Source organism: Haloprofundus sp. MHR1, assembly GCF_005155585.1.
Classification (GTDB): domain Archaea; phylum Halobacteriota; class Halobacteria; order Halobacteriales; family Haloferacaceae; genus Haloprofundus; species Haloprofundus halophilus.
The window spans coordinates 1597706-1613094 of sequence record NZ_CP039833.1; the positions used below are offsets into that span (position 1 = coordinate 1597706).

General features: G+C 65.4%; 16 protein-coding genes. 12 read left to right on the plus strand and 4 right to left on the minus strand.

The features are described from left to right. Nucleotides 1-65 precede the first annotated feature (65 nt). Both FCF25_RS08050 and FCF25_RS08055 read left to right on the plus strand, forming a co-directional pair. Nucleotides 66-1373, plus strand: coding sequence for a hypothetical protein (locus tag FCF25_RS08050; RefSeq protein ID WP_137048103.1), 1308 nt, complete (start codon nt 66-68; stop codon nt 1371-1373). 113 nt (nt 1374-1486) lie between these two features. Then, the gene (locus FCF25_RS08055) at nt 1487-1921 is read left to right on the plus strand and encodes a type IV pilin (protein ID WP_137049377.1); all 435 of its coding nucleotides are present in this window, start codon (nt 1487-1489) and stop codon (nt 1919-1921) included. 95 nt (nt 1922-2016) lie between these two features. Here the strand turns inward: FCF25_RS08055 and FCF25_RS08060 are convergent, their stop codons facing one another. Next, the gene (locus FCF25_RS08060; protein ID WP_137048105.1) at nt 2017-2640 is read right to left on the minus strand and encodes a methyltransferase domain-containing protein; all 624 of its coding nucleotides are present in this window, start codon (nt 2638-2640) and stop codon (nt 2017-2019) included. Nucleotides 2641-2824: 184 nt separating this feature from the next. On the opposite strand from FCF25_RS08060, the gene ahaH reads away from it, so the two are divergent. The 10 genes from ahaH to FCF25_RS08110 all read left to right on the plus strand — a co-directional run bounded on the left by ahaH (nt 2825) and on the right by FCF25_RS08110 (nt 12391). Further along, nucleotides 2825-3157: an ATP synthase archaeal subunit H gene (gene ahaH, locus FCF25_RS08065; protein WP_117593322.1), complete on the plus strand. Its 333-nt coding sequence runs from the start codon at nt 2825-2827 to the stop codon at nt 3155-3157. Then, on the plus strand, nt 3144-5411 hold the full coding sequence (locus FCF25_RS08070) for a V-type ATP synthase subunit I (protein ID WP_137048107.1): 2268 nt from the start codon (nt 3144-3146) through the stop codon (nt 5409-5411). The genes ahaH and FCF25_RS08070 overlap by 14 nt, the downstream gene beginning before the upstream one ends. Nucleotides 5412-5597: 186 nt before the next feature. Further along, nucleotides 5598-5861 carry a F0F1 ATP synthase subunit C gene (locus FCF25_RS08075; protein WP_117593317.1) on the plus strand — a complete coding sequence of 88 codons (264 nt, stop codon included), beginning with the start codon at nt 5598-5600 and terminating at the stop codon, nt 5859-5861. Nucleotides 5862-5881: 20 nt separating this feature from the next. Beyond that, complete coding sequence (locus tag FCF25_RS08080; RefSeq protein WP_137048108.1) at nt 5882-6463, plus strand: V-type ATP synthase subunit E; 582 nt, start codon at nt 5882-5884, stop codon at nt 6461-6463. Then, complete coding sequence (locus tag FCF25_RS08085; protein ID WP_117593313.1) at nt 6460-7506, plus strand: V-type ATP synthase subunit C; 1047 nt, start codon at nt 6460-6462, stop codon at nt 7504-7506. The genes FCF25_RS08080 and FCF25_RS08085 overlap by 4 nt, the downstream gene beginning before the upstream one ends. Next, a complete protein-coding gene (locus tag FCF25_RS08090) occupies nt 7503-7835 on the plus strand; it encodes a V-type ATP synthase subunit F (RefSeq protein WP_117593311.1) in 333 nt (110 codons plus the stop codon). Before FCF25_RS08085 ends, FCF25_RS08090 begins: the two co-directional genes overlap by 4 nt. Beyond that, on the plus strand, nt 7832-9592 hold the full coding sequence (locus FCF25_RS08095) for an ATP synthase subunit A (protein ID WP_117593309.1): 1761 nt from the start codon (nt 7832-7834) through the stop codon (nt 9590-9592). The genes FCF25_RS08090 and FCF25_RS08095 overlap by 4 nt, the downstream gene beginning before the upstream one ends. Beyond that, on the plus strand, nt 9592-11016 hold the full coding sequence (locus FCF25_RS08100) for an ATP synthase subunit B (RefSeq protein ID WP_117593306.1): 1425 nt from the start codon (nt 9592-9594) through the stop codon (nt 11014-11016). Before FCF25_RS08095 ends, FCF25_RS08100 begins: the two co-directional genes overlap by 1 nt. Before the next feature lie 121 nt (nt 11017-11137). Continuing rightward, on the plus strand, nt 11138-11833 hold the full coding sequence (locus FCF25_RS08105; RefSeq protein ID WP_117593304.1) for a V-type ATP synthase subunit D: 696 nt from the start codon (nt 11138-11140) through the stop codon (nt 11831-11833). Nucleotides 11834-11983: 150 nt separating this feature from the next. Then, the gene (locus FCF25_RS08110; protein WP_117593302.1) at nt 11984-12391 is read left to right on the plus strand and encodes a DUF6276 family protein; all 408 of its coding nucleotides are present in this window, start codon (nt 11984-11986) and stop codon (nt 12389-12391) included. 24 nt (nt 12392-12415) lie between these two features. Here FCF25_RS08110 and hisE read toward each other — a convergent pair whose 3' ends face one another. The 3 genes from hisE to pdxT form a co-directional block, all read right to left on the minus strand. Beyond that, nucleotides 12416-12748 (minus strand): phosphoribosyl-ATP diphosphatase, encoded by a 333-nt coding sequence (hisE, locus tag FCF25_RS08115; RefSeq protein WP_137048110.1) that lies wholly within the window; start codon nt 12746-12748, stop codon nt 12416-12418. Between the two features lie 77 nt (nt 12749-12825). After that, nucleotides 12826-14691: a prolyl oligopeptidase family serine peptidase gene (locus FCF25_RS08120; RefSeq protein WP_137048112.1), complete on the minus strand. Its 1866-nt coding sequence runs from the start codon at nt 14689-14691 to the stop codon at nt 12826-12828. A 65-nt stretch (nt 14692-14756) separates the two neighbouring features. Then, nucleotides 14757-15353, minus strand: coding sequence for a pyridoxal 5'-phosphate synthase glutaminase subunit PdxT (pdxT, locus tag FCF25_RS08125; protein ID WP_137048113.1), 597 nt, complete (start codon nt 15351-15353; stop codon nt 14757-14759). Nucleotides 15354-15389 lie beyond the last annotated feature (36 nt).

Consider the following 15389-nt stretch of genomic DNA (forward strand, 5'->3'; position numbering starts at 1 on the left):
CCTGTCGACGAGCCGTCGTGTGCTCTACAGCGACCGGTTTTAATATGATGACTGTGTACGCGCCGATGATGAGACAGTCCGCCGCTTTGGCCACTACCCTCCTCCTCCTCGTCTCGTCTGTCGGCGGCGTCGTCGTCGCGACGCCGTCCGCCGCGGAGTCGTCGTCTCTGGCGGCGAAGTCGGAGTCGTCGCTCGCCGAGATCGACAACGAGACGAGCGTCCTGATGCTGGACGAAGACGACACCAACACGGCGTTCGGAGCGCCCTCGGCGAACCTGAGCGCCTCGTTGGCGGTTCGGGATACGCGGGTTCGCTCCGAGCTCCGGACGCGAACGACCGGACAGCGACTCGCCGCGATGGAGAACGAAAACGAGCGCCGCAAGGCAGTGCTGCGGGCGTTGACCGAACTCGAAATCCGCGTCGACGACCTCCGAGCCGAGGAACGGGCGGCTCTGGACGCCCACACCACCGGCGAGATAACGGCCACGCAACTGCTGGTTCGGTTGGCGCACGTCCACACCGAAGCGGCCGAACTCCGAGCGAACGCCACGATGCTCGAACGGACCGCCGACGGCATCGACGGCCTCTCCATCGACGGGCGAGTCGGATCGGTTCGACTCGAACTCCAGACGATGCGCGGTCCGATTCGAGAGCGCGCCGCGGCGGTCCTCCGCGGCGGCGCTCCCCCCACTCGGACGTACGTGCAGACGACGACCGACGGCGTCGTCCTCTCCATGATAGACGACGGCGTCTACGTCCGCGAGGTGTACGACGACTCGAAGCGCACCTCCGACGCGTCCGGCCGAATCACGGTCGGCGAACTCCCCGACGTGATGGAGCGGGCGTACCCGGTCATCATGCAACGCGGCGAGTTCAACAGTCCGACCGGCGTGCAGGCCAGCAACATCTTCGTCGGGAAGGTTCGGTACGCCGGCGGCGACCTCACCGCGTACGTCGACCGCGGCGACGAGGGGCAGGTGTTCAGAGAGATACAGCGTATCCCCCTCGACAACGCCCACGTCGCACAGTCGACCAACAGTACCCGCTCGGGGCTCGAACTCCGCGTCCACCCGACGTACGCCGGCGGTCCGCTCCGCATCGAACTCGTCGACGCCGCCACCGGCGACTCCGTCCAAGGAAACGTCAGTCTCGGCAGCCCCGACAGCAACGAACAGCCGACGTTCCTCGGACGCACCGACGCCGACGGCGTCCTCTGGACGCCAGCGCCCGACGGCGAGTTCGTCGTGCAGGCGATCCGCGGCAACTCCTTCGTCTCCATCGAACTCACGCCCGACGACCCGATGAACGTCAGCGACCCGAACGACTCGCTCGCGCCGCCGCCGACGCACGCTCGCGTCGGCGCTGACGCGTAGCGTCGGGTTCTCTGCGACTCGTCCCCGTCCGCTCCGAACCCTTATGACCGATAGCGGGACCACTCCGCGGCGTGTCGTCTCGCACCCGCGCCTCGGTTCCCGCCGTCGGAGTCGTGCTGTTGCTGTTGCTCTCGGTTGGCCTCGCCGCCAGCGTCGGTGCCGTCGCACTCGACCACGCCGAGACGACCGCCGGCGTCGGCGGCGGAACGCGGGCGGCGCTGTCGCTCACCGCGACTGGCGAGACGTTACAGTTCGTTCACCGCGGCGGCGAAACGCTGGACGTACGGCGACTCGAACTGCGCGTCAGCGTCGACGGAGAGCCGCTCGAACACCACCCGCCCGTTCCGTTCTTCTCCGCGAGTGGTTTTCGGCCCGGGCCGACCGGACCGTTCAACTCCGCCGCGGACCCCGAGTGGCGCGCCGGCGAGACGGCATCCGTCGCCGTCGCCGGGACGAACGACCCGGAACTGACCGTCGGGTCGTCGGTGACCGTCGACGTGCGGTACGAGGGGCGACCGCTCGTCACGCTCTCGGCAGTCGTTCGATGAGCGATACCCGTCCGACGACGCGGGTCGGTGGAAAACTGTCTCCGTCGTCTCGTCGCCGCTCCCGGGACGAACTCGTCCGCTACTGCGGTCGACCGCTACTCTTCAGGTGCGCGGGCGACCGTCGTGATGGCGATATCGGGGTCGTACGACGGCCCCATCAGCACGTGTTCGACGTCCTCGAAGCCGGCTTCCTCGAACATCCGGTCGGCCTCCTCCTCGTCGTAGAACAGCATGATGGAGTCGGCGACCTTCTGCATCACCGTCGTCTTCGGGTAGTTCGGGCCGACGACGAGCACCTGCTCGCCGGGTTTGACGACGCGGCGGAACTCTTCGAGCGCGTCGACGGGGTTCGGCCAGTACTCGATGGAGCCGGACGACCAGACGACGTCGAAACTGTCGTCTTTGAACGGCAGTCGCTCGGCGTCGCCGCGGTAGAAGCGAACTTTGTCGCGCTTGCCGAACTTCTGGAACGCCTTCTCCATCTGGTGGACGCTCTGGTCGAGACCGTGGACGTCGTCGGTGTGCTGGAGCAGCCCCTCGGTACCGAAGCCGGTGCCGCAGCCGACGTCGAGCACGCGGTCGCCCTGTTCGATGTCGAGCAGCGCGAGTGCTTCCGCGCGCATTTCTTCGTTCCAGATGAACGGGTTGACCTGGTCGTACACCTTCGAGAGGTACTTGTAGAACAGCCGCGCCCGTCCTTTGTCCTCGAGGATACCCATTGCCGGCAGTTCGAACTCGGCGGGCATAATCCTGCGGATTCTCCGATACTAACGGGTTCGGCGTCCCGAGGCGACGGCGTCCCGGCCGTCGCCGCCGGAACAGCTATGTACTCCGTCCAGTCGCCCGATTGCTTCCGCAAACACCTTATACGGCCGTGGTGCAACGTTCCAACGATTAGTGAGTATGCCGAGACCAGAGGTTCTCGAACGGATCAAGTCGGCCGAATCCGACGCCGACGACATCATCGCGCAGGCTGAGCGCGAGCGCGACGAACTGATCTCCGACGCCCGCGACCGCGCCGAGCAGATTCGGGCCGAGGCAGAAGCGGAGGCGTCCGAGATGGAGGAGCGCCGCCTCGCGGAGGCCCGCGAAGAGATCGAGGCCGAGCGCGAGGAGATCATCGAGGAGGGCGAGCGCGCCCGCGAGGAGCTCGTCGCCGAGGCGCAGTCGAACGTCGAGGAGGCGGTAGAGTACACGGTAGAGCGGTTCGAGGAGGCGGTGCATGCTCAGACCTGAGCAGATGAGCAAGGTCTCGGTCACCGGGGCCAAACGGTTCATGGACGACGTCATCGAGACGACCCACGAGCAGAACCTGCTCGACGTCTCCGACTACGACGGTACCTGGGAGGGGTTCTCGCACGGGACGCCCGTCGAAGGTGCCGAGGAGGCGTCGGACAAACTCGTCACCGTCCGCTCGCTCGAGAGCATCCTCGACGTCGACGGCGACGACGCGGGCCCGACCCGCATCGTCACCGACGAGGCGCTCGAAGCCGAGCTCGCGGAGGTCCGCGCGGAGGTCAACGAACTCAACGACCGCCGCGACGAACTCCGCGACGAACTCCGGAGCGTCCAGGAGGACATCGACGCCGTCGAACCGTTCGCCGACCTCGGTATCGACCTCGACCTGCTGTCGGGCTACGACACGCTCCAGGTCGCCGTCGGCGAGGGTGACCGCGAGGACGTCGAACGGTCGCTCGTCGACGCCGACAGCGTCGATGCGTTCGAGATTCACGAGGGCGACGACGTGTTCGCCGTCTTCGCGTACCCCGCCGACGGCGCGGGCGAAGACGCGCTCGACGAGGCGCTCGTCGGGACCGACTTCTCGACGTACGAGGTTCCCGAGTCGGAGTCGAGCCCCGAGGAGTACGTCGGCGAACTCCGCCACCGCAAACAGCAACTGGAGTCGCGGCTGGCGACGGTCGACGACGAACTCGAAGAGGTCAAACTCGACGCCGCGGGCTTCCTGCTCGCCGCCGAAGAACAGCTCTCGATCGAGGTCCAGAAGACCGAAGCGCCGCTGGCCTTCGCGACGACGGAGAACGCCTTCGTCGCCGAGGGCTGGATTCCGACCGAGCGATACACGCAGTTCGCGAGCGCGCTCCGCGACGACGTCGGACAGCACGTCGAAGTCGAGGAGATAGAACGCGCGAGCTTCAAGAGCGACGGACAGGAAGCCACCCGCGAACAGGTGCCGAGCGGCACCGGCGGCGAACCGACTGCCGCCGACGGCGGCGCGGACGAACCCGAGGCGCGCGCCGACGGGGGTGCCGAACAGGGTTCGGCAGCACGTCGGGCAAAGCCCGACGGCGGAAGCGTCGTCACGAGGAACGACGACCCGCCGGTCGTCCAGGACAACCCCGGGGCGGTCAAGCCGTTCGAGGTGCTCGTCAACGCGGTCAGCCGACCGAAGTACAGCGAGTTCGACCCGTCGGTGTTCGTCTTCCTGACGTTCCCGGTGTTCTTCGGGTTCATGATCGGCGACCTCGCCTACGGGATTCTCTACACGGCTATCGGGTACTTCCTCTACACTCGCTTCGAGGACCGCCCGGCGTTCAAGAGCATGGGCGGTATCACGCTCTTCGCGGGCGGATTCACGATGCTGTTCGGCATCCTCTACGGCGAGTTCCTCGGCCTCCACGTGCTCGGTGAGGTCATCTGGGGCGGCCACCCGCCGATGGAGAAAGGTCTCTCGCCCGCCGGCATCTACTGGGCGATCGGCTGGCTCGTGGTGAGCATCTTCGTCGGCATCGTCCACCTCAACATCGGGTGGATCCTCGACTTCTTCGAGGTCGCCGAACACCACGACATCAAGCACGCGGTCCTCGAGAGCGGCTCGTGGCTGCTGATGATGAACGGCCTGTGGGTCTGGATCTTCAGTCTCCACTACGGCGACGCGAAACCGGCGTTCCTGTTCACGCTGTTCGACGGCACCGGCGCGGCGCCGGAGTCCAGCCAGCAGTACATGCAGGCCATGTTCGAACTCGGCTTCAACGGCTTCCCGGCCGTCGTCGGTATCGCCGGCCTGGTGGCGTTCGCGGTCGGCTTCGTGTTCCTGGCCATCGCCGACCTCGCCGAAGTCGTCGAGTTCCTGAACGTGCTCGTGAACGTGCTGTCGTACGCCCGTATCGGCGCGGTGCTGCTCGCGAAGGCCGGGATGGCGCTCGCGGTCAACCTGCTCGTGTTCGGCGCGTACCAGCACGACGGTGAGATCCACTTCCTCACCAGCTACGGACCGGAGTACGTCGTCAACGAGTACGGCGCGGGGGCCATCATGTTCGGCGGCCTGTTCCACGGCGGGGCGGCGCTGTTCCTCGTGGGCATCGTCGTACTCATCCTAGGCCACGCGCTGGTGCTGACGCTCGGCATCACGAGCGCCGGTCTGCAGGCCGTCCGTCTCGAGTACGTCGAGTTCTTCGGCAAGTTCTACGAGGGCGGCGGCCGCGAGTACGAACCGTTCGGCTACGACCGCCAGTACACCACCGAAGACTGACCGCTCTCGCGGCGGTCGGCTTCGGTTCTCTTCTCTCTCGGTAACAATTCTCTACACTGTGTGCCACCGGGTAGCAAACGCCGCAGCGGGCGATTTGGCCGTCTTCTTTGGGAAGTTTTATGACCGCAGTACGGTCAACTACCAACTGTTCGGAGACGACTAACCGGAACCATACACCTACTCACCATGATCGAATCCCTACCCGAAATCGCTAACGTTGCACTGCAGGCTGAAGGATCCAGCGGCCCGGCGCTCGACGGCGCCGCCGCCGCCGGTCTCGCGGTCGGTCTCGCCGCACTCGGCGCAGGCTACGCAGAGCGCGGTATCGGTGCCGCCGCAGTCGGCGCTCTCGCCGAGGACGACAGCCTCTTCGTTCAGGGCCTCATCCTGACGGTCCTGCCGGAGACGCTCGTTATTCTCGCGCTCGTCGTCGTGTTCATCCTCGGTTAAACCACCTCTCTCTTTCCACCATGAGTTTGGATACTGTCGTTGAGGACATTCGGGACGACGCTCGCGCACGTGCGGAGAACATCCGCGAGGAGGGCCAAGCGCGTGCCGACGAGATCGTCGCCGAAGCCGAAGCCGACGCAGAGGAACTGCTCGAGGAGCGCGAACGCGCCGTCGAGCGAACGATCGCACAGGAGCGCGAACAGTCGCTCTCCAGCGCGAAACTGCAGGCGAAACAGCAGCGCCTCGAAGCCCGCCGCGACGTGCTCGAAGACGTCTACGAGCGGGTCGAGGCCGAACTGGTCGCTCTCGACGGTGCTGACCGCGAGACGCTCACCCGAGAGCTGCTCGACGCGGCGTCGACGGAGTTCGAAGACGAGGACGAAGTGCTCGTCTACGGACGCGCCGACGACGAGGCGCTCATCACCGAGATTCTCGCCGACTACGACGGCTACGAGTTCGCGGGCGACCGCGACTGTCTCGGCGGCGTCGTCGTCGAGGGACGAAACTCCCGCGTTCGGGTGAACAACACGTTCGACTCGGTCCTCGACGCCGTCTGGGAGGACAACTTGAAGGACGTGAGCGCCCGACTGTTCGAACAATGAGCGCAACCGGCAGCTCGAATCCGGAGTACGTCAACGCCCGCGTCAGAGCGCGACGCGGCGCACTGTACGACGACGAGGACTACCGCAAACTCCTCCGGATGGGCCCCGCCGAGATCGCTCGCTTCATGGAGGAGTCGACGTACGAAGAGGAGATAAACGCCCTCGGGGCCCGATTCTCGGGCGTCGACCTGATCGAGTACGCGCTGAACCGCAGCCTCGCGAAGCAGTTCAACGACATCCTCGACTGGGCCGGCGGGCGACTGTACGACCTCATCGCACGCTACCTCCGGAAGTTCGACGCGTGGAACGTCAAGACGATCATCCGCGGCATCTACGCCGACACGCCGCGCGAGGAGGTCGAGACCGACCTCATCCGCGCCGGCGAGTTCGACGACCGTCTCGTCGAACGGCTGCTCGAAGCGACCACCATCGAGGAGGTCGTCGACCGACTGAGCGGCACCATCTACGGCCCGCCGCTGCGAGCGGCGTACGACGACTACGAGGAGTCCGGCGTGCTGGTCCCGCTGGAGAACGCCGTCGACCGCACGTTCTACGAGAACCTGCTCAGCGGTCTCGTCACGAACGAGGCGACCGAGCAGTACCGCGAGTTCCTGCACGCCGAGATCGACTTCCGTAACGCGCGGAACGCGCTTCGACTCGCTCGAAGCGGAGCGAACATCGACCCCTCGGAGTACTACATCGACGGCGGTCGACTGTTCAGCGCGACCGAACTGTCGCAGTTGGCGTCGAGTCCCGACGAGCTGGTGACCCGTATCCGCGAGAGCGTCTACGGTGACCGCCTCTCGGCGGCGCTGACCGACCTCGAACGCGCCGACAGCCTCATCGGTTTCGAGCGCGCGCTCGAAGCGGCGCTGTTGGAGTACTCCAAGACCCTCGGCCACGTGTTCCCGCTGTCGGTGTCGCCGATCATCTCCTACATTCTCGCCAAGGAGCGGGAAGTGGAGAACATCCGCGCCATCGCCCGCGCACGCGAAGCGGGGCTCTCAGAGGACGAGATAGAAGAGGAACTGGTGATACTATGAGTCAGGAGATCGCCGTCATCGGCAGCCCCGACTTCACCACCGGCTTCCGTCTGGCGGGCGTTCGGAAGTTCCAGAACGTCCCCGAGTCGGAGAAAGACGAGCGCCTCGACGCCGCCGTCGAAGAGACGCTCGCCGACGACGACGTCGGCATCGTCGTGATGCACGACGAGGACCTCGCGCACCTCTCGCGTAACGTCCGAAAGTCCGTCGAGCAGAGCATCGAACCGACGCTCGTCACGCTCGGTGCGGGCGGTGCGGGCGGTGGCGGACTGCGTGACCAGATCAAACGAGCAATCGGTATCGACCTAATGGAAGACGAGAACCAATGAGCCAAGCAACACAAGAGACCGTCCGAGAGGACGGCCGAATTCAGAGCGTGAGTGGTCCGGTCGTGACCGCTGTCGACCTCGACGCCCGGATGAACGACGTCGTGTACGTCGGTGACGAAGGGCTGATGGGCGAAGTCATCGAGATCGAGGGCGACACCACGACCATCCAAGTGTACGAGGAGACCTCGGGCGTCGGCCCCGGCGAACCCGTCGAGAACACGGGCGAACCGCTGACCGTCGACCTCGGTCCCGGCCTGCTCGACACCATCTACGACGGTGTCCAGCGACCGCTCGACGTACTCGAAGAGAAGATGAACAGCGCCTTCCTCGACCGCGGCGTCGACGCGCCCGGCATCGAGATGGACAAACAGTGGGAGTTCGTGCCCGAAGTCTCCGAAGGCGACGAGGTCGCCCCCGGCGACGTGGTCGGCACCGTCGAGGAGACGGTCACCATCGACCACAAGGTGCTCGTCCCGCCGAACTTCGAGGGCGGCGAAGTCGCCGCCATCGAGGCCGGTTCGTTCACCGTCGAGGAGACGGTCGTCGAACTCGACAACGGCGAGGAGGTCACGATGCACCAGGAGTGGCCGGTCCGTCAGGCCCGCCCCTCCAAGGAGAAGAAGACCCCGCGCATCCCGCTCGTGTCGGGACAGCGCATCCTCGACGGCCTCTTCCCCATCGCCAAAGGCGGGACGGCCGCGATTCCGGGCCCGTTCGGTTCCGGGAAGACGGTCACCCAGCACCAGCTCGCGAAGTACGCCGACGCGGACATCATCGTCTACGTCGGCTGCGGCGAGCGCGGCAACGAGATGACCGAGGTCATCGAGGACTTCCCCGAACTCGAGGACCCGACGACCGGCAACCCGCTGATGGCCCGGACGTCGCTCATCGCGAACACCTCGAACATGCCCGTGGCCGCACGCGAGTCGTGCATCTACACGGGAATCACCATCGCGGAGTACTACCGCGACATGGGCTACGACGTGGCGCTCATGGCCGACTCCACCTCGCGGTGGGCCGAGGCCATGCGCGAAATCTCCTCCCGGCTGGAGGAGATGCCCGGTGAGGAGGGCTACCCCGCCTACCTCGCCGCGCGCCTCTCGCAGTTCTACGAGCGCGCCGGCTACTTCGAGAACATCAACGGGACCGAAGGCTCCGTCTCGGCTATCGGCGCGGTGTCGCCGCCGGGCGGCGACTTCTCCGAGCCGGTCACCCAGAACACGCTGCGTATCGTGAAGACGTTCTGGGCGCTGGACGCCGACCTCGCGGAACGTCGGCACTTCCCGGCGATCAACTGGAGCGAGTCGTACTCGCTGTACAAGAACCAGCTCGACCCGTGGTTCGTCGAGAACGTCGCCGACGACTGGCCCGAGGAGCGCCAGTGGGGCGTCGACGTGCTCGACGAGGAGAGCGAACTGCAGGAGATCGTTCAGCTGGTCGGCAAGGACGCGCTGCCGGAGGACCAGCAGCTGACGCTCGACGTCGCGCGCTACCTGCGTGAGGCGTACCTCCAGCAGAACGCGTTCCACCCGACGGACACCTACTGTCCGCCGAAGAAGACGTACCTGCTCCTGACTGCCATCCACCACTACCACGACGAGGCGTTCAAGGCGCTCGAAGCGGGCGTCCCCGTCGAGGAGATTACGGCCATCGACGCCGCACCGCGCATCAACCGCGTCGGCGTCCAGGAGGAGTGGGAGGAGTACATCGCCGAGCTCAAAGAGGACATCACCGAACAGCTCCGGGAGCTCTACTAATGAAAGAGTACCAAACCATCACCGAGATCAGCGGCCCGCTGGTGTTCGCCGAAGTCGACGAGCCCGTCGGCTACGACGAGATCGTCGAGATCGAGACGCCGAACGGCGAGACGAAGCGCGGCCAGATCCTCGAATCCTCGGAGGGCCTCGTGGCCATCCAGGTGTTCGAGGGCACCACCGGTATCGACAGAAACGCGTCCGTCCGTTTCCTCGGCGAGACGCTGAAGATGCCCGTCACCGAGGACCTCCTCGGGCGGGTTCTCGACGGCTCCGGCCAGCCCATCGACGGCGGCCCGGAGATCGTCCCCGATGACCGACACGACATCATCGGCGAGGCGATCAACCCGTTCTCGCGCGAGTACCCCGAGGAGTTCATCCAGTCCGGCGTCTCCGCCATCGACGGGATGAACACGCTCGTCCGCGGGCAGAAACTGCCCATCTTCTCGGCGTCCGGCCTGCCGCACAACAACCTCGCGCTCCAGATCGCCCGTCAGGCGACGGTGCCCGAGGAGGCCGCCGACGACGGCGAAGACGCCAGCGAGTTCGCAGTCATCTTCGGCGCGATGGGTATCACCGCCGAAGAGGCCAACGAGTTCATGGAGGACTTCGAGCGCACCGGCGCGCTCGAACGCTCCGTGGTCTTCATGAACCTCGCGGACGACCCCGCAGTCGAGCGGACGGTCACGCCGCGCATGGCGCTGACGACCGCCGAGTACCTCGCCTTCGAGAAGGACTACCACGTGCTGGTCATCCTCACCGACATGACCAACTACTGCGAGGCGCTGCGCGAAATCGGTGCCGCGCGCGAAGAGGTGCCGGGGCGACGTGGCTACCCCGGCTACATGTACACCGACCTGGCACAGCTCTACGAGCGTGCCGGTCGTATCGAGGGCCGCGAGGGCTCCGTCACGCAGATTCCCATCCTCACGATGCCGGGTGACGACGACACCCACCCGATTCCGGACCTGACCGGCTACATCACCGAGGGCCAGATCTACATCGACCGGAACCTCAACTCGCAGGGGATCGAACCGCCGATCAACCCGCTGCCCAGCCTCTCTCGGCTGATGGACGACGGTATCGGCGAGGGCCTCACCCGCGAGGACCACGCGGACGTCTCCGACCAGATGTACGCCGCGTACGCGGAGGGCGAGGACCTCCGCGACCTGGTGAACATCGTCGGCCGCGAGGCGCTGAGCGAACGCGACAACCAGTATCTCGACTTCGCGGACCGCTTCGAGGAGGAGTTCATCGACCAGGGCTTCGACACCAACCGGACCATCGAGGAGACGCTCGACATCGGCTGGGACCTGCTGTCGATGTTCCCGAAGGCGGAACTCAACCGCGTCGACGAGGACCTCATCGAGAAGTACTACCGCGAAGACGTCGGCGAGGCCGAAGCCGAAGAAGTCACCGCGGACTGACCCCGGCACTTTTCCTTCGTTTATCGCCACCGGTAGCGCCAGCACCGCTTCGCGCGCCGGCTGCGGCGACGGGAAAACAGAAAAAGGTTAACCGCCTCCATCCGCAATCTTCCGACAACAGATGGCCGAAGACGTCAAACCAACCCGGAAGAACCTCATGGAGATCGAGGACCGCATCGAACTCTCCGAGCGGGGTCACGACACGCTCGAACAGAAGCGCGACGGTCTCATCATGGAGTTCATGGACATCCTCGACCAGGCGCAGGACGTGCGGTCGGGCCTGTCCGAGGACTACGAGCGCGCCCAGCACAAGATCAACATGGCGCGCGCGATGGAGGGCGACGTCGCCGTCCGCGGCGCGGCCGCGGCGCTGAAGGAGTACCCCGAGATCACGACCCAGTCGAAGAACATCATGGGCGTCGTCGTCCCGCAGATCGAGTCCAGTCGGGTGAGAAAGAGCCTCGACCAGCGCGGCTACGGCCTGCTCGGCTCCTCCGCGCGCATCGACGAGGCCGCGGACGCCTACGAGGAACTGCTCGAATCGATCATCCTCGCCGCCGAAGTCGAGACGGCGATGAAGAAGATGCTCCACGAGATCGAGACGACGAAGCGCCGCGTCAACGCGCTGGAGTTCAAGGTGCTTCCGGACCTCTACGAGGCCGAGGAGTACATCGAACAGAAACTCGAAGAGCAGGAGCGCGAGGAGATCTTCCGCATGAAGAAGATCAAGGCCAAGAAGGAAGAAGAGGAGAAGGCCGAAAAGGAAGAAGCCGAGAAAGCCGCCGCGAAGGAACCCGGCACCGTCACGGCCGACTGAGCGCAGAGCCGTCGATATCCGTTCTCTTCTCTCCGTTCTCGCCGTCCTCCGTCAGCAGGGCGGCCGGCGGTCGTCGACGAAACTCACGCGAGGGCAACCTGTCGATCCGCGGGCCGCTGGCTTTTCGAGGACGGCCACCGTGCGTCACGTATGGTCTGTTCGAGTTGCGAGTCGCCGACCGTCTCGTTCGCCGTTCCCGAGGACCTCCGCGAGTACGCCCCTGAGCGGAGCGAGGCCGTCGAACTCTGTACCGTCTGTCTACGCACGCAGGCGAGCGAGTCGCCCGCCGACTCCGTCGCCCCGACCGACGCCGCCGACTTCTCGCACGTGCTCGACTCGTTCCCCGACGGTCGCGCAGGCGTCGCCTTCGCGCTCCTGCTCGGCAAACTCGACTCGCTCGCGCTCGAACGCGCCGCCATCGAGACGCTGTACGACGAGACCGAACGCGCGGGCGGCGACCCGATGCTGACGCTCGACCGCATCGCCGCCGCGGGGTCGGTCCAACCGCATTTCGACGTCGACCGCCGTCGCCCGCAGTTGGCGCAGTTCGTCGACTGACCGCGTTCCGTCGCCCCTACACGTTCAGCCGAACCGCGCGGCGAGCTCTTCTCGCAGGTCGTCGAGCGTCATCCCCTTCATCGAGAGGAGGACCAGCAGGTGGTAGACGAAGTCGGCGCTCTCGTGAGCCAACTCGTCGGTATCGTCGTCTTTCGCCGCGAGAATTATCTCGGTGGACTCCTCCCCGAGTTTTTCGAGCACGGCGTTCTCGCCCTTCTCGTGGGTGAAAAGCGACGTCGTGTAGGAGTCTTCGGGCAGTTCCTCTTTGCGCTGTTCGACGAGTTCGAAGAGGTCGTCGAGGATGTCGTCGGCGTCGGCCGTCTCCCTTGCGTCCGTCTCCGAGTTCGTATCGCTCATATCCGGGCGGACGCGCGCCGACGGTGAAAAGCGTGCGTTTCGTCATCGAGGACTGGTTGCAGCGGGTCTCCGCCGAGCTACGTCTCCGAAGTTCTGAGGCGACGGTCCAGAAACGACTCGAACAGTTGAAGCGTGTTCTGCCGCTGGCTCGCGTCGGTGGTATGATGGCCGCGTTTTTCGATTTCGTGGTACTCGAACTCCTTATCTTGGCCCTCCTCGTATCCACGTTCTCTCAGCGCATCGCGGAAGACGCGCGCCTGCGACACCGGTACGCGGCGGTCGTTGACGCCGTGGGCCATCAAAAGCGGCGCAGCAAGGTTTTCGGCGTGAGTGATGGGACTGCGCTTGCGGTAAAGGTCTGGGTTTTCCTCGGGTGTGCCGAGATACTTCTGCATGAATCCGGTTCGGAACTGCGGCATCGCCTCCTCATACATCAGTTCGAGGTCAGTGTAGCCGACGACTGGTGCGCCGGCCGCGTAGAGGTCAGGATACTGGACCATCTGCCAGTACGTTGAGTAGCCGCCGAACGACCCGCCCCAGACACCGACGCGCTCTGCGTCGAGCCAGTCGTGTGTTTCGAGGACATGTTCAGTGACGGTGGCGATATCGCCCTGTTCGGCCCCGCCGAAGTCGCCAACGAGTTTCTGAGTGAACTTACGGCCGCGACCACTCGACCCGCGGAAGTTCACCTGCAGTATCGAGTATCCGCGTTTGAGAAGGTACTGCGTCCGGTAGTGGAACGTTTTTCTGTCAGCACGCCGCGGCCCGCCGTGGACGTTGACCAAAAGCGGCGACGGGCGTGCCCCGGAGTCGTAGAACAGTGCACCGATTTCGAGTGTCTCGTACTGGTCGTGTTCGACGGCCGCCTGTCGTGTGTCTGGCACGCCGTCGGATTCGACGGTCAGATACGCCGCGTCAATGAAGTCGTCGGAGCTAAACCGGCTACAGTCGGGGCGAAACAGCGTTTCGGTGTCGTTCGCGTCGAGATCGTAGGCGACGAGTTCCGTCGGGCGGGTGGGCGTCGTGTACGAGAGAAGAACCCGGTCGTCCGCGAGCAGATTCGTGCTTCGCCACCCGAACTCGGCGACACCGTCGATGAGCGGACACTCGAACTCCTCGCCGGTTTCGGTGTCGTACACGACGGGGACGACGGCAGCGTCGCGGACGCGTTCGGCGAGAAACCTCGACCCGTCGGCACTGAAACACGCCGGCGATTCCTCGTAATCGAGGTCGCCGTACCATCGGACTTCGCCGCCGGTGAGGTCGTAGACGCCGCAGCGGCCGAAACCCTCGCTGTTGTCCGCAATCAGCAGTCGGTTGCCGTCGGGAGTCCAGTCCTGCGGGTCCGTATGCGACCCCACGACCCCGACGTCGAGTATCTCTCGATTCGCCCCGTCGATATCGACGAGATACGTGTCCCTGTTGTCGGCGTTCTCGGACTCGTTGGCCGCGTAGGCGACGCGCTCACAGTTGGGCGAAAGACAGGACTCCCAGACTTGGTCGTGGTCGGTGAGTCGCTCCAATTCGTCGGTCGGGAGCCTGTACCGATAGAGGTCCATCCCTCTCTCGTGGTTCGAGGCGACGAGCAGCGTCTCGCCGTCAGTACCGACTGCGTGAAGGTTGGTCTGGTCGTCGGTTTCGACGACAGGTTCCGTCGCACCGTCGCTCGCCAGCGCGTAGATGTCGTTCTGTTCGTCGCCGTCGGCGTCGCGGTGGAAGAACACCCGCTCACCGTCCGCCGACCACGAGAGCGGCCACCACGCCTGCATATCGGTGCCATCGCTCCACTGCTCGGCCTCGCCGGTGTCGACGTCGAGGACGAAAATTTCGTTTCGGCCGGTCGTGTCGGAGTAAAAGGTGACACGCTCGCCGTCCGGTGAGGCGCTCGGTCTGGTTATCTCCGGGAGATTCACCAACTCCTCCAACAGCGTGTCGTCCGACATGTGTCTGCGCAGATACAGCCGATGCAGTTAAGCAGTCGTGTCAGATGAATTTCCTGCGACGTTTACTACCGCGACGCCGCCGCCTGCTCGAAGAACGCCAGCCGGTGCAGTCGCACGTCCTCGGTTAGCTCCGGGTGGAACGACGTGGCGACGACCGGCCCTTGCTTGACTGCGACGGGCGTGTCGTCCCAGCGCGCGAGCACCGACACGTCCTCGCCCACTTCGTCGACGAGCGGCGCGCGGATGAACACCGCCGGGAAGGGGTCGGAGAGCCCGTCGACGTCGAGCGGAGCCTCGAAACTGTCCTTCTGGCGGCCGAACGCGTTGCGGTCGACGGTCACGTCCAAGATGTCGAGGTTGTGGACGCGCTCGTCCTTCGCGTCGCGGGCAGAGACGATGAGGCCGGCGCAGGTGGCGAGGACGGGCTTTCCGGCGTCGACGTGGGTACGAATCTCCTCGTCGATGCCTTCCTGTCGGAGCAGTCGCGAGATGGTCGTCGACTCGCCACCGGGCACGAGGAGTACGTCGCAGTCGGCGACGAGCCCCGACTGGCGTATCTCGACGAGTTCCGCGTCCTCGCCGTGGGCGCGGGCGGCGCGTTCGACGGCGCGGGCGTGTTCGGACACGTCGCCCTGGACGGCGACGACGCCTGCGGTGAGCATACGCTGCGTTGGGGGGTGTCGCTGAAAAAGAACGCG